The sequence below is a fragment of the Streptomyces sp. 35G-GA-8 genome (assembly GCF_023534745.1).
Taxonomy (GTDB): Bacteria; Actinomycetota; Actinomycetes; order Streptomycetales; family Streptomycetaceae; genus Streptomyces.
Window position 1 is genome coordinate 333,671 of record NZ_JAMHJQ010000008.1, and the last position, 22,248, is coordinate 355,918.

General features: G+C 71.7%; 21 protein-coding genes. 11 read left to right on the forward strand and 10 right to left on the reverse strand.

Going from position 1 to position 22,248, the window contains the following annotated elements; all coding sequences use genetic code 11:
- The first annotated feature begins 121 nt into the window (after positions 1-121).
- Together M1203_RS20520 and M1203_RS20525 are read left to right on the forward strand one after the other, a co-directional pair.
- Positions 122-1,153: a phosphotransferase family protein gene (locus M1203_RS20520; protein ID WP_249951205.1), complete on the forward strand. Its 1,032-nt coding sequence runs from the start codon at positions 122-124 to the stop codon at positions 1,151-1,153.
- A gap of 8 nt (positions 1,154-1,161) precedes the next feature.
- Positions 1,162-2,394, forward strand: a complete 1,233-nt coding sequence (locus tag M1203_RS20525; protein WP_249951206.1) for an acyl-CoA dehydrogenase family protein — start codon at positions 1,162-1,164, stop codon at positions 2,392-2,394.
- A 76-nt stretch (positions 2,395-2,470) separates the two neighbouring features.
- Here the strand turns inward: M1203_RS20525 and M1203_RS20530 are convergent, their stop codons facing one another.
- The 3 genes from M1203_RS20530 to M1203_RS20540 form a co-directional block, all read right to left on the reverse strand.
- A complete protein-coding gene (locus M1203_RS20530) occupies positions 2,471-3,310 on the reverse strand; it encodes a response regulator transcription factor (protein ID WP_249951207.1) in 840 nt (279 codons plus the stop codon).
- 456 nt (positions 3,311-3,766) lie between these two features.
- Positions 3,767-4,360 carry a TetR/AcrR family transcriptional regulator gene (locus M1203_RS20535; protein ID WP_129772556.1) on the reverse strand — a complete coding sequence of 198 codons (594 nt, stop codon included), beginning with the start codon at positions 4,358-4,360 and terminating at the stop codon, positions 3,767-3,769.
- Positions 4,361-4,582: 222 nt separating this feature from the next.
- Positions 4,583-5,365, reverse strand: coding sequence for an SDR family oxidoreductase (locus tag M1203_RS20540; RefSeq protein ID WP_249951318.1), 783 nt, complete (start codon positions 5,363-5,365; stop codon positions 4,583-4,585).
- A gap of 220 nt (positions 5,366-5,585) precedes the next feature.
- Here M1203_RS20540 and M1203_RS20545 point away from each other — a divergent pair, with 220 nt between their 5' ends.
- Both M1203_RS20545 and M1203_RS20550 read left to right on the forward strand, forming a co-directional pair.
- On the forward strand, positions 5,586-6,887 hold the full coding sequence (locus M1203_RS20545; protein ID WP_249951208.1) for an exo-beta-N-acetylmuramidase NamZ domain-containing protein: 1,302 nt from the start codon (positions 5,586-5,588) through the stop codon (positions 6,885-6,887).
- A gap of 119 nt (positions 6,888-7,006) precedes the next feature.
- Positions 7,007-8,326 carry an MFS transporter gene (locus tag M1203_RS20550; protein WP_308404887.1) on the forward strand — a complete coding sequence of 440 codons (1,320 nt, stop codon included), beginning with the start codon at positions 7,007-7,009 and terminating at the stop codon, positions 8,324-8,326.
- A gap of 65 nt (positions 8,327-8,391) precedes the next feature.
- On the opposite strand, the gene M1203_RS20555 is transcribed toward M1203_RS20550, so the two are convergent.
- Entirely contained in the window at positions 8,392-9,951 is a 1,560-nt protein-coding gene (locus M1203_RS20555) for a serine/threonine-protein kinase (protein WP_249951209.1), read from the reverse strand.
- 91 nt (positions 9,952-10,042) lie between these two features.
- Entirely contained in the window at positions 10,043-12,889 is a 2,847-nt protein-coding gene (locus M1203_RS20560) for a penicillin acylase family protein (protein ID WP_249951210.1), read from the reverse strand.
- 240 nt (positions 12,890-13,129) lie between these two features.
- Between M1203_RS20560 and M1203_RS20565 the strand changes: the two genes are divergently transcribed.
- Entirely contained in the window at positions 13,130-13,741 is a 612-nt protein-coding gene (locus M1203_RS20565; RefSeq protein ID WP_249951211.1) for a hypothetical protein, read from the forward strand.
- 66 nt (positions 13,742-13,807) lie between these two features.
- On the opposite strand, the gene soxR is transcribed toward M1203_RS20565, so the two are convergent.
- Entirely contained in the window at positions 13,808-14,290 is a 483-nt protein-coding gene (gene soxR / locus M1203_RS20570; RefSeq protein ID WP_249951212.1) for a redox-sensitive transcriptional activator SoxR, read from the reverse strand.
- A gap of 128 nt (positions 14,291-14,418) precedes the next feature.
- On the opposite strand from soxR, the gene M1203_RS20575 reads away from it, so the two are divergent.
- On the forward strand, positions 14,419-14,880 hold the full coding sequence (locus M1203_RS20575; protein WP_249951213.1) for a MaoC family dehydratase: 462 nt from the start codon (positions 14,419-14,421) through the stop codon (positions 14,878-14,880).
- Between the two features lie 19 nt (positions 14,881-14,899).
- Here the strand turns inward: M1203_RS20575 and M1203_RS20580 are convergent, their stop codons facing one another.
- Both M1203_RS20580 and M1203_RS20585 read right to left on the reverse strand, forming a co-directional pair.
- Entirely contained in the window at positions 14,900-15,526 is a 627-nt protein-coding gene (locus tag M1203_RS20580) for a TetR/AcrR family transcriptional regulator (protein ID WP_249951214.1), read from the reverse strand.
- A gap of 140 nt (positions 15,527-15,666) precedes the next feature.
- Positions 15,667-15,954 carry a YiaA/YiaB family inner membrane protein gene (locus M1203_RS20585; RefSeq protein ID WP_275670244.1) on the reverse strand — a complete coding sequence of 96 codons (288 nt, stop codon included), beginning with the start codon at positions 15,952-15,954 and terminating at the stop codon, positions 15,667-15,669.
- Between the two features lie 86 nt (positions 15,955-16,040).
- Between M1203_RS20585 and M1203_RS20590 the strand changes: the two genes are divergently transcribed.
- Genes M1203_RS20590 through M1203_RS20600 form a run of 3 tightly spaced genes read left to right on the forward strand, consistent with a single transcriptional unit; the run spans position 16,041 to position 18,552 of the window.
- Positions 16,041-16,802 (forward strand): TetR/AcrR family transcriptional regulator, encoded by a 762-nt coding sequence (locus M1203_RS20590; protein WP_249951215.1) that lies wholly within the window; start codon positions 16,041-16,043, stop codon positions 16,800-16,802.
- Positions 16,803-16,816: 14 nt separating this feature from the next.
- Positions 16,817-17,542 (forward strand): helix-turn-helix transcriptional regulator, encoded by a 726-nt coding sequence (locus tag M1203_RS20595; protein WP_249951216.1) that lies wholly within the window; start codon positions 16,817-16,819, stop codon positions 17,540-17,542.
- Positions 17,543-17,574: 32 nt separating this feature from the next.
- Entirely contained in the window at positions 17,575-18,552 is a 978-nt protein-coding gene (locus tag M1203_RS20600; protein ID WP_249951217.1) for a DMT family transporter, read from the forward strand.
- Positions 18,553-18,566: 14 nt separating this feature from the next.
- On the opposite strand, the gene M1203_RS20605 is transcribed toward M1203_RS20600, so the two are convergent.
- A complete protein-coding gene (locus tag M1203_RS20605; protein ID WP_249951218.1) occupies positions 18,567-19,244 on the reverse strand; it encodes a TetR/AcrR family transcriptional regulator in 678 nt (225 codons plus the stop codon).
- 102 nt (positions 19,245-19,346) lie between these two features.
- Between M1203_RS20605 and M1203_RS20610 the strand changes: the two genes are divergently transcribed.
- Positions 19,347-20,324: an NAD(P)-dependent alcohol dehydrogenase gene (locus M1203_RS20610; RefSeq protein WP_249951219.1), complete on the forward strand. Its 978-nt coding sequence runs from the start codon at positions 19,347-19,349 to the stop codon at positions 20,322-20,324.
- Between the two features lie 98 nt (positions 20,325-20,422).
- Here the strand turns inward: M1203_RS20610 and M1203_RS20615 are convergent, their stop codons facing one another.
- Complete coding sequence (locus tag M1203_RS20615; protein ID WP_249951220.1) at positions 20,423-21,046, reverse strand: TetR/AcrR family transcriptional regulator; 624 nt, start codon at positions 21,044-21,046, stop codon at positions 20,423-20,425.
- A 143-nt stretch (positions 21,047-21,189) separates the two neighbouring features.
- Here M1203_RS20615 and M1203_RS20620 point away from each other — a divergent pair, with 143 nt between their 5' ends.
- Positions 21,190-22,116, forward strand: coding sequence for an alpha/beta fold hydrolase (locus M1203_RS20620; protein WP_249951221.1), 927 nt, complete (start codon positions 21,190-21,192; stop codon positions 22,114-22,116).
- Positions 22,117-22,248: the final 132 nt, after the last annotated feature.

Consider the following 22,248-nt stretch of genomic DNA (forward strand, 5'->3'; position numbering starts at 1 on the left):
GCAGCGGCAGCGGCAGCACCGGCATTGGCACTGGCACTGGCACTGGCACTGGCACTGGACGACATACCGACTGGTCGGCATCATGAATGTCCGACGACGATCGCCCACGGAGGTACACACGATGAGCCCCGTCCCCCCGCCAGGACTCGATCCCGAGCAGTTGCGCGGCCATCTCGACCGCGCGCTTCCCGGCCTGGTGAGCGGACCGCTCGACGCACGGCTGATCGAGGGCGGCCGGTCGAATCTGACGTACGCCGTCACCGATTCCGCCGATCCCGCCCACCGCTGGGTGGTCCGCAGACCCCCGCTCGGCCATGTGCTGGCCACCGCGCACGACATGAAGCGCGAGTACCGCGTGATCGAGGCGCTGCATCCGACCGCCGTGCCGGTGCCCGAGCCGCTGTCGCTCTGCGAGGACGAGTCCGTGCTGGGCGCGCCCTTCTACGTCATGGAGTACGTGGCGGGCACGCCGTACCGTACGGCCGAACAGCTCGCTCCGCTCGGCCCCGAGCGCACCCGCGGCGCCGTCCTCGCGCTGGTCGACACGCTTGTCGAGCTGCATGCCGTCGATCCCGCGGCGGTCGGACTCGGTGACTTCGGCCGCCCCGACGGCTTTCTCGACCGGCAGCTGCGCCGCTGGGGCAAGCAGCTCGACGCCTCCCGCAACCGCGAGCTGGCCCGTATCGACGAGCTGCACGCGGCCCTCGGCCGGTCGCTGCCCGGCTCCCCCGCGCCGACCGTGATCCACGGCGACTACCGGCTCGACAATGTCCTGATCGATGAGGACGACCGGATCAGGGCCGTACTGGACTGGGAGATGTCCACGCTCGGCGATCCCCTCACCGACCTGGGGCTGCTGGTGATGTACAGCACGCCCCTGGAGCTGACGGGCTCCCCGATCAGTACGACGGCCGAGGCGGCGGGCCACCCCACGTCAGGCGAGCTGATCGAGCGGTACGCCGCGGGTTCGGGCCGGGACACCTCGGCGATCTCCTGGTACACGGCGTTCGCCTGGTTCAAGCTCGCCGTGATCCTGGAGGGCATCCACTACCGCCACACCCTGGGCCAGACCGTCGGGCCCGGCTTCGACCGGATCGGCGCGCTCGTGCCCGTCTTCATCCAGCACGGCCTCACCACCCTCCAGGAAGGCTGAGTACCCTCATGGACTTCGCATTCGACGCCCGCACCGAAGAGCTGCGGGCCAGGCTGCTCGCCTTCATGGACGCGTACGTCCTGCCGGCCGAGGCGGTCGCGCACGAACAACGGTCCCTGCTGGCCGATCCCTGGGAAACCCCGGCGGTCGTCGAGGACCTCAAGGCCGAGGCGCGCGCCCAAGGTCTGTGGAATCTCTTCTTCGTGGACCAGCACACCGGGCAGGACACGCGGTACGGCGCCGGGCTGACCAATCTCCAGTACGCGCCGCTCGCCGAGATCACCGGGCGCTCCCCGCAACTGGCCCCCACCGCGCTGAACTGCGCCGCGCCCGACACCGGGAACATGGAACTGCTCGCCCAGTTCGGCACCGCCGAGCAGCGCAAGCAGTGGCTGGAGCCGCTGCTCGCGGGCGAGATCCGGTCGGCGTTCGCCATGACAGAACCCGAGGTGGCGTCCTCGGACGCGACGAACATCCAGACGCGGATCCGGCGGGACGGCGACGACTACCTCATCGACGGCCGCAAGTGGTACATCTCCGGGGCGATGAACCCGGACTGCGCGATCTTCATCGTGATGGGCAAGACCGACCCCGACGGCGAGGACATCCGCCGCCAGCAGTCGATGATCCTGGTCCCACGCGACACCCCGGGGCTCGAAGTCCGGCGCGCCATGCGGGTGTACGGCTACGAGGACCACTCCCACGGCGGCCATGCCGAGGTGGTGTTCGACAACGTCCGGGTGCCCGCCTCGCATCTCGTCGGCGAGGAGGGCGGCGGTTTCGCGATCGCGCAGGCCCGGCTCGGTCCCGGCCGGATCCACCACTGCATGCGGCTGATCGGGATGGCCGAGCGGGCGATCGAGCTGATGTGCCGCAGGGCCCTGTCCCGTACGGCGTTCGGAAAGCCGATCGCCCAGCAGGGCGTCGTCCAGAACTGGATCGCGGACGCCCGGGTGACGGTCGAACAGCTGCGGCTGCTCGTACTCAAGACGGCCTGGCTGATGGATACGGTCGGCAACAAGGGCGCCCACACGGAGATCCAGGCGATCAAGATCGCCACCCCTCGCGCGGTCGTCGGCATCATCGACTCGGCGGTGCAGCTGTACGGCGCGGGCGGGGTCGGCCAGGACTTCCCGCTGGCCGAACTGTGGGCCGCGGCACGGACCTTGCGGCTCGCGGACGGTCCCGACGAGGTGCATCAGCGGTCGCTGGCGCGGCGGGAGCTGAAGAAGTACCTCTGAGCGGCCCACCGGAACCGGTGCGTCCGGGGCCGGCGCGTACGGGGCCGGCGCGTCCGGAACCGACGCGTACGGCGTCTCAGGCGTCGGGCGACGGCGGTGGGAGCAGGCCAAGGGACTGGGCGCGCATGACCGCGGAGAGCCGGTCGCAGGTGCCCAGTCCCCGGTAGATGCCCTCGATGTGCTTGTGGACGGTGCGCGGGGAGATATGCAGCCGACGGGCGATCGCGGTGGCGGGCATGGCCTCCGCGAGCAGCGTGAGGACGGTGAGCTGACGAGGGGTGAGCCCCGCCTCCGCCGCCCTCTCGGCCGGGTCCGCGAGGGAGGCGACGCGGGACGGCGCGGGACAGGAGGGGGCGGCGCGGCCGGCGGCGGCGCGCCAGCGCGCGAGGGCGCTGTAGTGGGAGTCGATGCTGACCAGCAGCGGCTGAACGCGGCGGGCGTACGCCAGCTCCTCCGCCGTGAAGTCGTCCTGCGGATGGTGCAGTACGAACCCTCGGGCGACACCGGCCGGGGCGGGCAGCGGAATCCCGAGCATATGGGCGCCGAGGGTCCCCCGGGCCAGGCGGTGGCTACGGCTGCGCAGCCAGGAGCGCTCGCCCATGATCTGGCTCGCCGAGAGCGGGGTGTGGTCCCGGGCGGAGGTGTAGTGGGCCACGAGGGGGTTGTCCGCGCGGAGTTGGCGACGGGTCAGCGCGTCCAGATAGTCCTGTGAGAACGCGTGCGCGGACTTCCACGCCACCACACGGCCGGTCCGCTTCGCGTAACTGGCCTGGGTGAGCGAGACCGCCGACGCGTGCATGCCCCGGGCCAGTTCGGCGAGGACCGAGGACCAGGCGGGCTCCGGGTCCGGGCGTTCCAGAACGGCGACAGCCAGACCGAGCATATGGGCGTAGTCACGCCACAGGACAGACCCCATCGAAACCCCCGCACCCCCGACGGCCGGTGACGACCAGCGATCACCGGTGCCGACTTTACGCACCGATACCAATACTCTCCGTGTTCATTCTGCCGTACCTCTCTCTCGATGGACAGCCCGGCCGAGGGGTGAACCGGCCCACACCACAAGGGGGCTCCCGGGGCTCGCGCACAGCCGCTGCCCCGGGAGCCCTGGGCCGAGGGGGTGCCCACCGATGCAATCGCCACGGCCACGGCGACTGAACCGGCGCCCTCCGGCCCCGCACGCCCTCCGGCCGTCGCTCCCTGCGGCCTTCACGCCACAGGAGTTCCCGACCGTCGGGCCGTCACCAACAACACACATAGTGACCAAGCTGCGCGGCACCCACAATGCGTACAAGTACGTAGGGTGAGCACCCGCGTTCGGTGCGGGGGAACGCACGGGGCCGCGGGGCCGCAGAGGCAACGGGGTTCGGTCTCAGGGGCGCAGCGCGCGCAGCAGCAGATCCGCGAGATGGTCGGCGACCTGCTGCGGGGCGAGCGGGCCGTCCGGGCGGTACCAGGTCGAGAGATGGTGGACCGAGCCGAAGTGGTAGTCCACGACCAGATCGGCCGGGGTCGCGGTCGAGAAGACCCCGCTCCGCTGGCCCTCCTCGATCAGCGCGCGGAACCGCTCGTGGTAGCGGCGGCGCTCCGCCCGTACCTGCTTGTTCTTCTCCGGGCTCAGATGGTGCATGGAGCGGAAGAAGATCGCGGCGTCGTCCAGGTTGTCGATCGTCGTCACGACGACATCGGCGGCGGCGGCCCGCAGCCGGCGCTCCACCGGTTCGTCCGCGTCCGCGTAGGCGTCGAGACGTTCCTGCTGAAGGCGGAGGACGCGGGCGTAGACCTCCTGGAGAAGATCCTCCTTGGAGCCGAAGTAGTGGTAGAGCGCGCCCTTGGTGACGCCCGCCGCCTCGACGATCTCCTGGACGGAGGTGCGGTCGTAGCCGCGCTCGGCGAAGAGCCGGGTGGCGGCGGCCAGCAGTCGCTGGGGAACGGGGGTACCGTCCCCGTCCGTCGTTCTGGCCATCTGCCGTCACCTGCCTTTCGCTCCGTGCCGTCCCCGTGCGGTCCCGGGTGGCGTCCCCGTACCGTTCCCGGTCCATGACGCCTGCGGTGACGCCCACGAGGGGGAACGCAGTTCCCGCCCGAGGATCTTCCCATCCGCTGTCCCGGGCGGCTCGGGCAGGATCGCGGCCGTCCGAGGCCGCGCGAGGCCGCGCGTGGCCGTGGTGCGCGCGGCCACGCCCGGTCATTCCCGCGTGCCCTCGCCGCCTTCGGCCGCCTCCCACCTCTGCTGGACGCGGTTCATCGTGGCGAGCCAGCGGTCGGGGTCACCGGCGCGCGCCTGGTAGAAGCCCGCGACCTCGGGATGCGGCAGTACGAGGAAGCGGTCCTCCGCCATGGCGGTGAACAGCGCGTCGGCCACGGCAGGCGGCTCGATGGCGGTGGGGGTGAGCACCAGCTCGCCGGCGGTGCCGGAGGCGGTGAGCATGTCCGTACGCACGCCCTGCGGGCAGATGGCGTGCACCTTGAGCCCGCGGTGACGGTAGGTGAGCGAGAGCCATTCCGCGTACGCCAGCGCGCCGTGTTTGGTGACGCTGTACGGGGCCGCGCCGATCATGGTGAGCAGTCCGGCGGCGGAGACGGTGGAGACGAACCTGCCGCTCCCGCGCTCCAGCCAGCCGGGCAGCAGCGCCCTGCTCGCCCGCACGTGCGCCATGACATTGACGTCCCAGGCGGCCGACCAGACGTCCTCGCCGGAGAGCGCGTCGCCGGGCGAGCCGAGCCCGGCGTTGGCGCAGTAGATGTCGACGGTGCCGCCGAGCGCTTCCCGCGCGTCGTCCACGATCAGGGAGGCGTCGCCGGGGACCGCGACGGCGTCGATCTCCGCGGCGACGGCTTTGGCCTTCTCCGCGTCGAGGTCGTTGACCACCACCCGGGCGCCCTCGGCGGCGAATCTGCGGGCCAGCGCGGCGCCGATGCCGCCGCCGGCTCCTGTGACCACAACCCCCGCACCGCGCACCGAACTCATCGGGACCTGCCTCTCCGGCATTCCGGTTCCTCCGCCTCGCCGACGGCCTTGTCGACTCCGGCAGACTAACCGGTCGGTATGTACGGCGGGAAGAGGGCCGGGCCCTGTCCGGGCGGGGGGCGGCGACGCGGCGTACGGTCCGCCTCGTTCCGCGCGGCCGACCGCCGCGCTAGCGTGCGTGGCCATGACAGCTGACAAGCCGATGCGCGGAGGTAGCGGAATGAGCCTGTCCAGACGGGGATTGCTGGCCGCCGGTGGCGCGATGGGTGTCGTGGGCGCGGCGAGCGCGTCGGGTCCCGCGGTCGCGGCCCCGGCCCCGGCCGCCGCGCGCCCGGGGGACGGAGCCGGGGCCGCCCACGTCGGCGGCGGCGCGCGGGTCCGTACCGGGTTCGACCGGCTGGCCGCCGACGGCTACCGGCAGCTCGCCGGGGAGAAGGTCGGCGTGGTCACCAACCCGACCGGGATCACCTCCGACGTACGCCACATCGTGGATGTCATGCACGCCGACGCGCGGGTGAAGCTGGTCGCCGTCTTCGGCCCGGAGCACGGCTTCCGCGGCACGGCGCAGGCCGGCGGCTCCGAGGGCCGTTACGACGACCCGGCCACCGGACTGCCCGTCTACGACACGTATCTGAAGAGCGGTCAGCCTCTCGCGGACGTCTTCACCGCGTCCGGGGTCGACACCGTCGTCTTCGACATCCAGGACGCGGGTGCCCGCTTCTACACCTACATCTGGACGCTGTACGACTGCATGGAGGCGGCGGCGCTCGCGGGCAAGCGGTTCGTGGTGCTCGACCGGCCCAATCCGGTGACCGGGCGGGCGGCCCTCGGACCGGTCCTCCAGCGGGAGTTCGCGACCTTCGTGGGGCGTCAGCCGATCTCGCAGGCGCACGGCATGACCGTCACCGAGCTGGCGCGGCTGTTCAACGGCGAGTTCCTCACGTCGAAGCCGGTGGAGCTGGACGTCGTCACGATGGCGGGCTGGCGGCGCGGCGACTTCTTCGACGCGACGGGCCTGCCGTGGGTGCCGCCGAGCCCCAATATGCCGACGCCCGAAACCGCGTTGGTGTACGCCGGGACCTGTCTCTTCGAGGGGACGAATCTGTCGGAGGGACGGGGCACGACACGGCCGTTCGAACTGCTGGGCGCGGAGGGCATCGGCCGCGAGTGGGCGGCGGCGGCCAACGCGCTGGAGCTGCCGGGGGTGCGCTTCCGTGAGGCGTACTTCGCCCCGACCTTCTCCAAGTTCCAGGGCCGGACGGTCGGCGGTGTCCAACTCCATGTCCACGACCGGGAGTCGTTCGATCCGGTGCGCACCGGCATCGCGCTGCTGGTGACGGCGAAGCGGTCGTGGAGCGGGTTCGCCTGGCGCCCCGACAACTGGATCGACAAGCTGACCGGGTCGGCGAAGGTCCGGACGCTGATCGACGCGGGCGCGGACACGGACGAGGTGACCGGCGCGTGGCAGAGCGAACTGGCCGCGTTCCGTGCCGTACGACGGGGATATCTGCTCTACCGCTGACCGCGCGGCTCCGTCGGCGAGCGCGCGGCCGATAACAGTCGGTAGCGCGTCAATCTCGGAGAGTGCCCAACGCGCGCCGTTGACCGTGTCGTTCACCGGCCGTGAAAGTGCCTGTCGTGATCGACGAAACTCTGTCCCCCACTCCCACGGCGCCCGCCGCGGACACTCCGGAACGCCGGGAGAGTCCGCGCCGGGTGGCCGTGGCGAGCTTCATCGGCAACACCATCGAGCTCTACGACTTCTTCATCTACGGCATGGCGGCGGCGCTGGTCCTCGACGACGTCTTCTTCCCCAACCTCTCCCCGCTCAACGCGATGCTCGCGTCCTTCTCCACGTACGCGGTGGCCTTCCTGGCTCGCCCGATCGGCTCAATCGTCTTCGGCCATTTCGGTGACCGCGTCGGCCGTAAAACCGTTCTGGTCACCTCGCTGCTGCTGATGGGTGTGTCCACGGCGCTGGTGGGGCTGCTGCCCGGCTATGCCACGCTGGGCAGTTGGGCGCCCCTGCTGCTCGTCATGCTCCGCTTCCTCCAGGGCATCGGGATCGGCGGCGAGTGGGGCGGCGCGGTGCTCCTGGCCGTCGAGCACGCGCCGCCCGGGAAGCGTGGGCTGTACGCGGCGTTCCCCCAACTCGGCCCGCCCGTCGGCTTCTCCGCCGCCACCGGTGTCTTCTGGCTGACGTCCGCGTCGCTCGACGAGGCGGCCTTCGCCAGTTGGGGCTGGCGCGTTCCCTTCCTGCTCTCCTTCCTGCTGGTCGCCGTCGGACTGGTCGTACGGCTGAAGATCAGCGAGACCCCGGTGTTCGCGCGGTCCGTGGCGGAACGCGCGGCGAGCAGGGCACCCCTGCTGGAGCTCCTGCGGCGGCACACCCGTGAACTGCTGCTCGGCGCGGGCGCGATGGCGGTCGTGTACGCGCTCTTCTACACATCGATGACCTACGGCCTGTCGTACACCACGAACTCGCTGGGCGTGCCGCGCAATACGATGCTGGCGCTCTCCCTGGTCGCGTGCCTCTTCCTCGCGGCCGGCATCTGGTTCTCCGCCACCCGCTCCGACGCGGACGGCCGACGGAGACTGGTCCTGTCGGGGTGCGGACTGGCCGCGGTCTGGAGCCTGTTGCTGTTCCCGCTGCTCGACACCGGCCGGCCGGTGCTGATGGCGCTGGCCCTCGGTGGCGCGCTGTTCTGTCTGGGCGTGACGTCCGGTCCGATGGGCGCCTACTTGCCGGAGCTGTTCCCGGCACGCGTGCGCTACTCGGGCGCCTCGCTCGCGTACAACCTGGGCGGTGTCCTGGGTGGCGCGGTCTCCCCCTTGGTCGTGCCGCGCCTTCAGTCCGGCTTCGGCTCGACGTCGGTGGGCTGGTACGTCTGCGGGATGGCCGTGATCTCCCTGCTGTGCGTGCGGGCGCTGCCGGAGACTCGGGAGCGCGAGCTGGGCTGACGCGCGAGTCCCGGCCCCGTTCGGTCCGTGCGTGGTCCGTGCGCGGTCCGTGCGGAAGCAGTTGCTCAGCGGGCGCCGAGCGCTCCGGCCAGGAACCGCGCCTGGGCCTCGGTGAGTTTCGTCGCGATCGTGACCGTGGGGCTCGTCAGCCGGTCCAGGACGACGGGGTTGGCCAGCAGCCGAGTGCTGGTGACGACGGCGATCTCGTTGCGCGGTTCCGGCTGTCCGGCGACCTGTCCCGTCAGACGGGTGAAGCGGTCCGCGTCCTCGCTGTTGAAGGTGATCTCGACGACCCAGCCCTGCCCGGACTCCAGGTCCTCGAACGCGCGGACACCGTCCAGTTTCCGTACGGTCAGCCCGCCCGCGCGGGAGACCGTGGCACACGTGCCGCGGTCGTCCGCCGTATAGGAGAGCGACGGATCGGGGTCGGGCCGGGCGGCGGGGTCGGCCCCGCACACCCCGGCCGACTTCCGCTCCACGGCGTAGAACCCGACCGGATCGTCGGGCGCGACGACCGTCGGTCCCGCGCTCTCCCAGGGCCGTAACACCAGGAGGACCGCCAGCGCCGCGGCCCCGACGGCCGTCGCGGCGGCCCACAGCCGGGTCCGCGCGGGCCGGCGCCGTGATGGGTCCGGCGGCGCGGGCGGCAGCACCGAGGTACGGGGCGGCGCCGCCACCGGGCCGGTCGCGGCGTCCGGGTCGGCACGCCGCCGCGCCTCCTCCACCTCGCGGGTGCGGCGCTCGCGGTAGCGCTCGATCTCGGTGATCCAGGCCGGGTCGAGCCAGTCGGCCCCGCCCCGGGCCTCCGGCCGGCGCCGCAGATGTCCGGCGCACATCTCCAGGATCCGGGCGGGTGTCGGCCGGTCCGCCGGGTCCAGCGCCAGGCAGGGCAGCACCAGGGTTTCGAGTTCGGGCGCCAGCCCGGACACGTCCACGTCGCCCATCGCCGCCCGTACCAGCTGCTCCAGGGCGGGACCGGCGCCGCCGTCCCGGTACGGCGCCCTGCCGACCGCCAGATGGAAGAGGGTCGCACCCAGTGAGAAGACGTCCGAGGCCGGGGTGGTGGGCTCGCCCTTCGCCTGCTCGGGAGCGGCGAACGCGACCGTACCCAGCACGGCCTGGGTCCGGGTCACATCGACCGCCTGGGAGATCCCGAAGTCGATCACTCGCGGGCCCTCGATGGGCAGGAGGACGTTCGACGGTTTCACATCGCGGTGCACCAGGCCGGCCGTGTGCATGCTGACAAGTGCCTCCGCGATACCGGCCGCGACCCAGTACAGGGCGTCCGGCCGCAGCGTCCCGCAGCCGGCCACCAGATCCCGCAGCGAGGGCGCCGCGATGTACTCCGTCGCCATCCAGGGCATGGGTGCCGTGGCGTCCGCGTCCACGACACTCGCCGTGTACACCCCCCGTACCCGCTGCGCGAGCGCCACCTCACGGGCGAAGCGGCGCCGGTCGGCCTCGGGGACCACGCCGCTCGCGTCGTCCGCCAGCAGTGTCTTCACGGCCACGGTCCTGCCGCCCGGGGAGCGGGCCAGGTAGACACGGCCCATCCCGCCGCTGGCCAGCTCCGCCAGCACCGTGAACGGTCCGAAACGGCGGCCCTGCCGAGGTGTTTCGCGCACCCGGTCACTCGCGTCGTCGCCCACCCTGCCGCCCCCCAAGCCGCCGCGCCAACGGCCGTCACTGTAACGGTGATCGGCCGCCGGCCGCTCGCTAACGGTGGCTCGGGAACTCCACCACCTGCTGGTACGTCGGCCTGTTCTGCCAGTTGACCTTCGGGTGGTTGATGCCGCCCAGCGCCCGGTGGATGATCGTGTCCGTGCACCACTGGTCCCCGGCCGCGCAGCTGTCGTCGCCCGGGTAGACCGCACTGGCGGGCGCCGCCGCCGCCGTCTTCAGGGTGGTGAGGAGCGCGTCACGGCAGGCGCTCAGGGAGCCGCCCCCGCAGAACGTGTCCGGTGTGGGGGCCTGCACCGGTTCGCCCAGGACCTGGCGGAGGTCCTTGTCGACATATCCCCACCAGCCGTACTGGAACGCGGAGCCGCTGTGCGCGCCCGTCGGGCCGTGGCTGGAGGCCGGGGACTCGTCGGTCGGGAGCGAGGCGGTCAGCGCCTGGAAAAGGCCGTCGCCGAGACCCGGCCTGAACGCCGCCTCCACCAGCCTCGGCCACCACGCGTCCATGATCCGTACGGCGTCGGCGTGTCCGTACGTGTGCGAGCCCTGCGCCGTCTCCTTGCGCGGGGAGCCCGCCGCGCGCCAGGACTCCAGCTGCTGTACGGCGGTGCTGAGCTGCGGATCCGTGACGGGTGCCGAGCGCAGCACCTTCAGCAGCTCCGGCAGCACCTGCTCACCGCGCAGATCGGTCACGGCCGCCTCGGCCATCGCCCTGGTGAGCGAGGCACGGGTGACGCCGCCGTCCGCGACCAGCTTCTTGACGCGGTCGTCCAGCAGATCGCCGCGGTGCACCGCGCCGAAGCCGAAGCCGGCCGCGTCGTACTCCTTCGCCTGCCGGTTGTTCCAGGAGATGTAGTAGTCCTGCCCGACCGACTGCGGATGCTGGGCGAAGGGGGTGTACGTGGCGGTGTTGTTCACCGGGTCGAAGCCCTGCCACTCGTACGCCTGCTCGGCCTTGACGGGCAGCGCCGGATCGACGCCCGCCGCGCGCACCGGGTTCGAGCCGCTGTTGAAGAAGGCGGCCGTGCGCGAGTCCGCGTAGAACCAGTTGAAGGCATAGCCGATACGGTGCGCCGCCTGCTGGAAGGAGGCGGCGTCCTTGGTGTACGCGGGGTCGTTGAGCATCTGGAAGCCGATGATCGAGTCGGCTTCGTGCCGGTAGGTGGTCCGCAGCGAGGTGTAGGCGACGGGCTTGCCGCCGATGGTCGCGCGGTGGGTGACCATGCCGTACTTGGTACGCCAGACCTGGAGCCGGTAGGAGCCCGCGGCGGTGGAGTCCGCGACGGTCGGCTTCCAGGAGTTGCTGCGCTCCATCTTCTCCATCGGGGTGCAGACGGAGCGGTAGAGGTAGTGCGTGGACGCCTTGGTGGCGGGCGAGCCGTTCGGTTCGCACAGCTCGATGGCGTAGGTGTCGGTGATGTCCTGGCCCGCGGAGGTGGCGCTCCAGGCGTAGTCCTGGCCGCGCCCCATCTGGACGTACATGCCGACTCCGGCGAAGGCGACGCCTCGGGCGCTGATGCCGGGGCCCTGGAGTTCCTGGAGCATCATGAGCTGTGGCGCGAAGTAGCCGGTCTGCGGCCCGAAGACGGCCACGGGATTGCCGCTCGCGGTGTGCTGTCCCGAGACGAGCAGCGCGTTGGACATCCCGCGCTTGGCGGAGAGCGATCCGGGCGGGACGACGCCTTCGTCGAAGAGTCCCTGGAGCGGCTTGAGTTTCTCCGGGGCGTCGACCGGTGCCTTGGCGTTCGTGGCGGCCGAGCCGGTCCTGTCGTACACCAGCTGTTCGGCCTGGACCGAGCCGGCATCGGGCATGGCCGTGCCGCGCGGCTGGGCGGGCTTGCGCGCGTACGGGAAGCGGGTGCCGTCGTGGACGGTGAGCACGGCCTCGGGGTCGTCGCGCTGGCGGAAGGACTCCCAGACCTCGGTGCCCTTGACGACGCCGTACTTCTGCTGGGCGGCGAGGAGCGAGAGCGCCGCCTGTACCTCGCCGCCGCCCCCGCCGCCGAACTGGCCGCCGACGACGGACGCTATGGAGATCAGGTCGGTGAGCTTGAAGGGCTGGATCTCGCCGACGTTGGTGATCGAGTCGATCTTGCCGGTGAGTACGTACTCGCCGGGGAAGTAGCGGCCGTCCTTGGACTTCTGGCGGTAGGCGTTGATGCCGTCGACATACGCCTGCGCGTCCGCCATGGCCAGCTCGCCGCGCTCGCCCTCGGTGGTCCTGATCCGCTCGATCTGGGCCTCGTACTCCGCTTCCGTGTACGGGGCGGAGGGCCAGAACTGCTGCTCAAGGCCCTGGTTGGCGAGCGCGCCGCCCGCGAAGGAGGTCAGCTCACCGCGGCCGATATGGCGGAAGAGGTCCATCATCCACAGCCGGTCCTGCGCCGCCGCGTAGCCGGCCCCGAACTCGGTGCCGTAGCGGGTGGTGCCCTTGATGTGCGGGACGCCGGTCTTCTTGTCGCGGGTGATCGTGACGTCGGCGCGCGGGGAGGTGACGGACTCGACCTGGTCCGCGGGCACCCCGAAGGAGGCGTCGTTGAAGAAGTCGGAGAGCTTCGCGTCGGTGAGTCCGCCATGGCCGGCCACCAGCGCGTCGTACCGGGCGAGTTGGTCGGAGGCATGGGCGGGGAAGGTGCCGAACAGACGGTTGCCGAGGATGTCGGCGAGGGTGGCGTTGCCGTTCTGGCCGGGCGGCAGGATATCGGCGCACTTGCCCTGGCAGTGGTCGGTGACGGGGTCGGCCGCAGCGCCGCGGGCGTCCGCCGCGGGGGCGGGTGCCCGTGCGGGTTCGGCGGCAGCCTGTGGCAGCGGGGTCAGCAGAGCCGCGCCCAGCGCGAACACCGCCGCGGCGGTGGCGCTGGCGAGTCTTCCGGTGCGTCGTCGCATGGGTGCTCCTCGGGGAGGCCGGTGCCCGGAGGTTACCGACGGTATGACCGCTCAGTAAGATGAACATCAGTCACCTTTTCCGAACCGTCACACGCCGGTTTCTGTGAATCGCCATCGAATTCAGCTCGATAACAACCGGAATGTCGGAATCCATGGGTGCCATCTGTTTTTTGATGGAGCCGAATGGGGCAGGCGTACGTCCATTCCTCAACGCCGATGAAGCGACGGAGGTGGCATGCGATGGCCGGATTCCGGAGTCTTGCGAGACAGGTGCGCGACCCGCGATGCGATCTGGCCTTGCGACGGTACTCACTGCGCAAGTGCTTGGAACGATTTGCCCCCTATGGGCACCGGGCTACCTGGGATCATCTGTGCGCGAGGCACAGCATCGAGCCCGAGGACAGGGCGCCCGATCCGGTGCGGCTGATGGCCGCGCTGGACGAGTTGGAGGAGGCGCGGGCCGTCTGGCTCGCGTACGAGAGGGAGTTCGCGGAACGGCGCAGGCGCGAGAAGTACGAGGGGCTGCGGCGCCCTCTGAGCTTCGACGACTGGCACCGGCGGACCTGGGGCGGCAACGGCGTCGCCCGGTGCGACGACCCGGCCGTCCATCCGGCCGAGTCACTGGCCGAGGTGCTGCGCCGGCTGATCTCCGGACTGGAGACGGGCCCGGGGGCGGCCTGCCCGGTCTGCGCGGACCATGACATCGTCTGGCGCCCGGACCTGGCCGGCGAGCCCTGGTCGGGACCGGTCTGTATGGGGTGCGGCATCGTCGTACCGCTGCCGGTTCTCACGTCCGAGGCGCTGAAGCGGGCGAAGCGGGTGCGGTTCAAGGATCTGGCGTCGGTGGCCTGAGGTCCGCGGGGGCGGACTCCGGGTCCGGCGCGCCCCCGCGGATCGGTTGATGGCCGTGCCCGGATGTCAGGAGCATCCGGGGCTCTTCGGAGTCCGGCGCTCCGGGAGCAGGCGCGAGCCCGTCATGCGCTCACCGAAGATGTCGTCCGGGTTGGACAGCACACAGGTCTCCAGCGACAGACAGCCGCAGCCGATGCAGTCGGTCAAGTGGTCACGGAGCCGCCCGAGTTGCTTGATGCGCTCGTCCAGCTCCGCGCGCCACGCCTCCGAGAGCCGCGCCCAGTCGTCCCGGTTGGGGGTGCGCTCCTCGGGCAGTTCGGCCAGCGCGTCCCTGATCGTCGCGAGCGGGATACCGACGCGCTGGGCGGCGCGGACGAAGGCCACGCGGCGCAGTGCGTCGCGCCCGTAGCGGCGCTGGTTGCCGCTTGTCCTGCGGCTGCGGATGAGCCCCTTGGACTCGTAGAAGTGCAGGGCGGACACGGCGGCGCCGCTGCGCGCCGACAGCTGGCCGACGGTGAGTTCGTGGATCTTCTCCGGAATCTGTGGCACCCCTCCAACCCTATGCGCTGCCCCCTGTGTCCGCGTTGACAGGAGCGCGCCCGCCCAACATGCTGAGCAAGCGCTTAGACAGATGCGCTTGACGGGCTTCACGTGCTTGAGAGGCAGGGAACAGGGACATGGCCGAGCCGAGGATCTTCACCTCCGCCGAGGAACTGCGCGCCGCGGTCGGCGAGCAGCTGGGGCACAGCGAGTGGCTGGAGATCGACCAGAAGCGGATCGACCTCTTCGCCGAGGCCACCGGTGATCACCAGTGGATCCATGTGGACCCGGAGCGGGCCGCGGCCGGGCCGTTCGGGACGACGATCGCGCACGGCTATCTGACGCTGTCGCTGCTGCCCGCATTCGTGCCGCAGATCCTGCGGGTCGAGAACGTGACGATGGGCATCAACTACGGGACCAACAAGGTCCGTTTCCCCTCCCCCGTGCCGGTCGGCTCGCGGCTGCGCGCGTCGGCCGTCCTGACGGAGGTCACGGAGGCGGGCGGCGGGGTGCAGATCACCACGCTCGTGACGGTGGAGCGCGAGGGCGGCGAGAAGCCGGCCTGTGTGGCGGAGTCGGTCTCCCGGTACTACTTCTGAGCGCTCCGCTCCCGCGCGATCACTTCCGCACGGCGACCATGCGCAGAACGAGGTCGGCGTAGAGCTCGCCGACCTCGTCGGGGGTACGGGCCCCCGCCGCGTTGAACCAGCGCGCCACATCGATACAGAGCGACAGCACCGCGAGTGTGGTGCCCGGTACATCGGGGACGTCGAACTCCCCGTCCCGCACCCCGTCGACGAGGATGCGCCGTACCGTCGCCGTGCTGCGCCGCCGCAGTTCGACGATCTCGGCGCGGTGCTCGGGGCCGAGCGCGTCCAGCTCGTACTGCACGACCCGCGCCGTGGTGTGGCCCTCGGCGTGCCAGCGTACGAAGGAGTGGACGGCCTCGGCGAGCCGCTGCGCCGCAGTGCCCTCGCCGTCTGCCGCCGCCGTCAGCAGCGCCAGGGCCCTGTCGTGGCCGATCCGGCTGATCCGGTGGAGCAGTTCTTCCTTGGTCTTGTAGTGGATGTAGAGCGCCGCCGGACTCATCCCGGCGCGCCCGGCGATATCGCGGGTGGTGGTGGCGTGGTAGCCCCGCTCGGCGAACGCCTCGACCGCGGCGACCAGCAGTTTTCTGGCCGCCTCCGGGGTGACCTCACCCCACGGCGCGTTCTCGCCGTCCGCTGTCCGCTCCGCCGCGCGCATCGCTCACCTCTTCCCGTGCCATCCGGCTCACCCGTCCCGCCCGGCCCACCGGGCGGGACGAACACCATACCCCGAGGGTGAGCAAGCGCTTAGAGCGACTCCGGGCTTCCGCCGCGGGGCCGGCGACCACGGACGACGGATCAGAGTTTCTGGAAGGGGTCGTGCTCCGCGAGGATCTTCTCAAGTCTCGCCTGGTCGACCCGGCTGACGATCTGCCCGGCCTCCTGCCGGTCCCTGACCACCTTGGCCAGGGTGAACGCCGAGGTCGTCAGATACAGGACGGCGATACCGAGGAAGCCGCGCACCCACGCGCTGGCTTCGAGCTTGATGATGCCGACGGTCACGGCCGCCAGCGCGAGGCCGAAGGAGAGGACGGCCTGACCGTAGAAGGCCGCGGTGTTCTGCTGCTTGACGGGAGTCTCAGTCATACCGGTCAGCATCGAGGGCGCCGACGCCCGCCACATCCGTATCGCTACTCAGCCGGTACTCAGAGGGCCGCCCTACTATGTGCGCCATGGCCAGACCGCGCAAGCCCCTGCTCAGCAGAGAACGCATCGTCGAGGCGGCGGGCGCGCTCGTGGACGCGGAGGGCCTGGCAGCGGTCTCCACCCGGCGGCTCGCGGCTGAGCTGGGGGTGAGCGGGCCCTCCCTCTACAACCACTTCCGCACCAAGGACGAGATTCTCGAAGCCGTCGCCGACGCGGTCAGCGCACAGGTCGATCTGTCGATGTTCGAGGAGAGCGACGGCCGCGACTGGCGCACCGCGCTGCACGACTGGGCCGTCTCCTACCGCGCGGCGCTCGCCGACCACCCGCACCTGGTCCCGGTCCTCGCCGTCGGCCCCGGCCGCCGGCCGGCCGGGCTGCGGATCGCCGACGCCGTCTTCGGCGCGATGGTCCGGGCCGGCTGGCCGCCCGCGCAGGCGACCCATATCGGCGCGCTGATGCGGTACTTCATCACCGGCTCGGCGCTCGGCTCGTTCGCGCGCGGCTTCGTCGACGACGCGACGGCGTACGACCCCGCCGAGTATCCGCACCTCGGCCAGGCGCATCTGCTCGCCGAGCGGCAGCGGCAGGTGGACGAGGGGGCCTTCGAGACCGGGCTGCGGGCGCTGCTCGACGGCCTCTCCCTCCAGCACGAGCGGTACGCGTCGGTCACAGGTACAGGTACAGGTACAGGTACAGGTACAGGTGCGGGGCCGGGTACGGGGACGCGGCCGGGGCCCGCGTCGGCTCCCCCGGGCGCCACGCTTCGGCCCGCGCCGAAACGTCCCTGACGCATCCTGGAGTCATGGCACGTACAGAGAGCTCACGCCACTCCGGCCACTCCGGCCCCCGGCTCGCGGCCCTGGCGTCACTGCTCGCCGACGACACCCGCGCCGTCTTCTGTCTCGCCCTGCTGGACGGCCGGGCGTGGACGGCGGGCGAGCTGGCGCGGTATGCCCGCGTCGCCCCGTCGACCGCCAGCGAGCATCTGGGAAAGCTGGTCGCGGGCGGACTGCTCACGGAGGAGCGACAGGGCCGGCACCGCTATGTACGGTTCGCCGACCCGCGCGCCGCCCATCTCGTGGAGGATCTGGCCGCGCACACCGCGCCCCCGAAGGAGCGGCCCCACACGCTGCGCGCGGCCGGGGCCAACAGCGCCCTGGCCCGGGGGCGCACCTGCTACGACCATCTCGCCGGGCGCCTCGGACTGGCGATCACGGACGCGTTGACCGTACGCGGACTGCTCCGCCAGGACACCGGCTTCGCCCTCACCGACCGCGGCGTGGCGTGGTTCGGGGAGCAGGGCATCGGCCTTGAGCGCACCGGCCGACGGCCACTCGCACGGTCGTGTCTCGACTGGACCGAGCGCAGGCCGCATCTGGCCGGGGTGGCGGGCGCGGCGCTGTGCCGCCATGCCCTGGACTCCGGTTGGTGCGTACGGATCGGCTCCGAGCGTGCGGTGAAGGTGACCGAGGACGGGGAGCGGGAGCTGTACGAGAGGCTGGGGATCGAGCCCGCGATATTGCGGTGAGAGCCGACGCGTTGTCCGCGTACCTTCACCGTATGACGCACTCGGACATCTCCGCCCGCCCCGCCCCTCCGACCTGGCTGCCCGTGGCCGCGGCCGGTGTGACGGTCGTGCTCTGGGCCTCGGCCTTCGTCTCGATCCGCAGCGCCGGCGCCGCGTATTCGCCGGGTGCGCTGGCCCTCGGCCGGCTGGTCGCGGGCGCGCTCGTCCTCGGCGCGGTCTGGCTCGTACGGCGTGAGGGCCTTCCGCCGCGCGCCGCCTGGCCCGGGATCGCGGTGTCGGGGCTGCTCTGGTTCGGCGTCTACATGCTGGTGCTGAACTGGGGCGAGCAGGAGGTCGACGCGGGCACGGCCGCGATGGTCGTGAACATAGGCCCGATCCTCATCGCCCTGCTCGGCGCCCGGCTGCTGGGCGAGACGCTGCCGCCCCGGCTGCTGGCGGGCATGGCGGTGTCGTTCGCGGGCGCGGTGGTGGTGGGGCTTTCGATGTCGGGCGAGGGCCATGCCTCGGTACTGGGGGTGCTGCTGTGTCTGCTGGCGGCGGTGGCCTACGCGGGCGGGGTGGTGGCGCAGAAGCCCGCGCTGGCGAAGGCGAGCGCGCTCCAGGTGACCACCTTCGGCTGTCTGGTCGGCGCGGTCGCCTGTCTGCCGTTCGCCGGGCAACTGCTCCACGAGGCCGCCGACGCCCCGTTGTCGGCCACGCTCAACATGGTCTATCTGGGCGTGTTCCCGACCGCGCTGGCGTTCACGACCTGGGCCTACGCGCTGGCCCGTACGACGGCGGGCCGGATGGGAGCGACGACCTACGCGGTCCCGGCGCTGGTCGTGCTGATGGCCTGGCTGCTCCTGGACGAGATACCGGGCCTGTTCACGCTGGCGGGCGGCGCCCTGTGTCTGGCGGGGGTGGCGGTGTCCCGCTCGCGTGCGCGCCGAGGCGCCGTGGTCGCGCGGCACGACGGCCCCACGGCCGCCGGGGACAGCACGGCGACGGACGCGGCGGCCCGGGTCGACTGAGTGCCCGCCGGAACTCACGCCGGATTCCGGTGTCCTTGCGGCTTGCCGACCGTGATCGGGAGGTCGCGCGGTGACAGCGAGGACGGCCGGGGCAGTGGGGCGTTGGCCCTGTCGGCACGGAACGACTGGATCAGGTAGGCCATCAGACGACGGGAGGCCGCGCCGTCGTCCGGCAGCGCGCTGATCAGAGCGCAGTTCGCCAACAGGGCCACGACGAGGTCGGAAGGGTGGAAATCGGCCCGCAGGGCGCCCGCTGCCTGAGCTCTGCGCACCAGGGTCGAGACGTCCCGCTCCATGCGCTCCCGGGACCGCGCGTGGTCCGCCGGGCTGTCGGGGAAGGCGGCGACGAACGCGGCCGGGAATCCCTTCTCCGCGCGCTGGAGCTCGCAGACCGTTTCGATCAGCCGCTGAAAGCCCTGCCATGGGTCGGGGGCGGCCAGGGCATCGTCGAGTGCCTGTGCGCAGGTCTCCATCTGCCGCGTGAACGCGCCCCGCACCAGGGCGTCCCGGGTCGGGAAATGCCGGTAGAGCGTCGCCACGCCGACTCCGGCCCTGCGGGCGACGGTCGCCATCGGGGCGTCGATCCCCTGCTCGGCGAAGACCGCACGGGCAGCGGCGAGGACGCGCTCACGGTTGCGCCGGGCGTCGGCCCGTACCCCGCCGGGGTCCCTGATCCGAGAGGATTCCGCCATCGATGTCTCCCGCTTCCGGTCCAAACGGACGGTTCCGTCCACTTGAGAGCCTACGGTCGGTCTCGGATTCCCGTACGGGCACCGTGACAAAGGATGGGAACGATGGACGACCGCATGATGAAGGCAGTGCTCTTCGACCGTTTCGGCGGCCCCGATGTGCTCCATGTGAGCCGGGTGCCACGCCCCGAGCCGGCGCCCGGCGAGGTGCTTGTGCGGGTGGGCGCGTTCAGCGTCAACGGGGGCGAACTCGCGGCCCGGGCCGGCCGTATGGCTCTTCTGACCGGCCGGAAGTTCCCCCAGCGCGTCGGGCTGGACCTCACCGGCGAGGTCGCCGCACTGGGCGCCGGAACGACACAGTTCGCGGTCGGCGACCGCGTATGGGGAATCCTGGGGCGGACCGCCGGGTTCGGCAGCGCGGCCGAGTGTGTGAGCGTGCCCGCCAAACGGCTCGGCCCGGTGCCCGATGGGCTGGACCTGGTCGACGCCGCCACGTTGCCGGTGGCCACCGCCGTCATTACCGCGCTGCGGGAGAAGGCCGGGCTGCGTTCCGGGGAGCGCCTGCTGGTACGGGGCGCGTCGGGCGGCACCGGCAGCGCCGGCGTCCAGCTCGGGCGGGCGTACGGCGCCGAGGTCACGGCACTCGCCCGCGCCGCCAATCTCGGCTTCGTCCGCGATCTCGGCGCGCACAAGGCCGTCGACCACCGCACCGTCCGCCCGGCGGAGCTGGGCCGCTTCGATGTGGTCCTGGACACCGCGGGGGGCGACCTGCGGGATTTCCGGCGCCTGCTGGCTCCCGGCGGGCGCATGGTCACCCTCGCCTTCGACCCGGCACGGGCCGCCGCGACGCTCGGCTATATCGCGGCCAGCACGGTCCACGGCCGTGGCCGGGTGCGCTTCTTCAGCGGCAACCCCATGCGGAAGGATTTCGACCGCCTCGCCCGCCATGTGACCGAGGGGAAGCTGAGCCCGGCCGTGGACACGGTCTTCCCGCTGGAGGAGACGGCGGCGGCGCACCGGGCGCTGGAGTCGGGCGGTGTGCGGGGAAAGTACGTGGTCAGGGTCGCCCCGTCCGGGAGCTGAGAGCCGCTGCGGGCATCCGGGATCCGCGGCCGGAAACCCTGAGTCCCGGCTAGGGCGTGCCGGGCGTCGCCGGGCAGGCGGGACTTTGAAGACACGACCTAGGGGCGGCCCGTTCCGGCCGGCGCGGCGAAGAGCCTGTCCAGGTGGTGGCGCAGTACCCCGGCGGCGGACTCGGGGTCGCGCTGGCCGACCAGGACGCTGGTGCCGAGCCCCGCCGACATGGCGAGCAGGCTGATCGCCTCCGTCCGTACGTCCACATCGGGCCCGGTGAGACCGGCGTCCCGCGCCTTCTCCAGCAGTCCGGCCACGGCGTCCTCGGCGGTGTTGGGGTTGTCGATGAAGGGCTGGGCGGCGAGCGCGTCGTCCGTCATCGCGAGTACGGCGTACGAGGTGTAGACGAGATGGAAGGTCCTGCTCTCCTCGTCGGTCGGCAGTGACTCCATCAGCAGAGCCTCGATCACCGCGCGCGGCCCGGGGGAGTCCCCAACGGCCCGCAGCCTGGCGGTGACCCGCGCGCCGAGTCCTGCGGCCAGCCGCTCCAGCCCGTAGAGCAGCAACTTCTCCTTGGTCTGGAAGTAGTACTGGACCAGCCGGAGGGAGACTCCCGCCTCGGCGGCCACGTCTCGCATCCCCACACCGTGCAGCCCGCGCCGCCCGGCGACCCGGAGAAGCGCCTCGGCGATCTCGGTGCGCCGTTCCTCGTGGTCCACGCGCTTCGGCATCGGCCGTTTCTCCGCCCCTCGGCTCTTCCGGTCCGCCCGTACCGGCCGGACAGGCCGTACGGGGCGAGCTTCATGGTACCGCCGTACCACCATCATGGCACGGTCGTATCACAAAACGGGATCCCCCTGGGAGGTGGCCAGCCGTGCCCAAGACGACGCCCCGCGACCACGACCGGGCCGATGTCGGCCGCTATGTGAACGAGGCCCTGCGCGACCGGTACTTCGCCGCCTGCGACGCGGTCCACGCCCTGGGCCCCGCCGCGGATACGGAGGTGGACGTGGAGACCGGCTTCGGGACCACGCACGTCTACCGGTACGGCCCCACGGACCCCGCAGCCGCCTCCCGCACCCCGGTGGTGCTGGTGCACGGCGCGGGCAGCAACTCCTCCATGTGGTATCCGAACGTCGCCGCCCTCAGCGCGCGGCGCCCCGTCTACGCGATCGACACCCTCGGCGACCCGGGCCGCAGCGTCCAGCGCGCACCCATCCACGAGCCCGAGCGGGCCGCCGAGTGGCTGGACGAGGTGCTCGCGGGTCTCGGCCTCGACCGGGTCCATCTCATCGGGTCCTCCTACGGCGGCTGGCTCACCCTGAACCAGGCGCTGCGCGCGCCCGGCAGGCTCGCCTCCGCCACCCCGCTCGACCCCGGCGGGCTGGAGAAGGTGGGCGCCCGGTTCTTCGGCTGGATCTTCGTCAGCGCGCTGGCGACCTTCGCGCCGGCGGCGATACGCCGGCGGCTGGCGTCCTTGCTGGACCAGCCGGCCCTTGTCGTGCCCGAGCTGCGCACGATGGTGATGCTCGGCGCCCGCGCCTACCGGATCCGCCGACCCGCCCCGCTCCCGCTGACCGAGGACGAGCTGCGCGCCATCCGCACCCCGCTCTACCTCCTGTTCGGTGAACGGAGCCTGATGGTGCACCCGGAGCGGCAGCGCGAGCGGGTGCCGCGTCTGGTGCCGGGCGCCCGCGCCGAGATCATCGCCGACACCGGCCACGGACCGCAGATCGACCACGCGGACCTGGTCAACAGCCGGATGCTGAGCTTCCTGGAGTCCGTGGACCTACGGTCATAGGGCGCGTCGGTCTAGGTCGTGTCTTCAAAGTCCCGCCTGCCCGGCGACGCCCGGCACGCACGCTCGCCGCGTTGTCGGATCACCCCAGTACGTCCAGTACTGGGGAGACCCTCCGCCTTGCGATCGCACGCA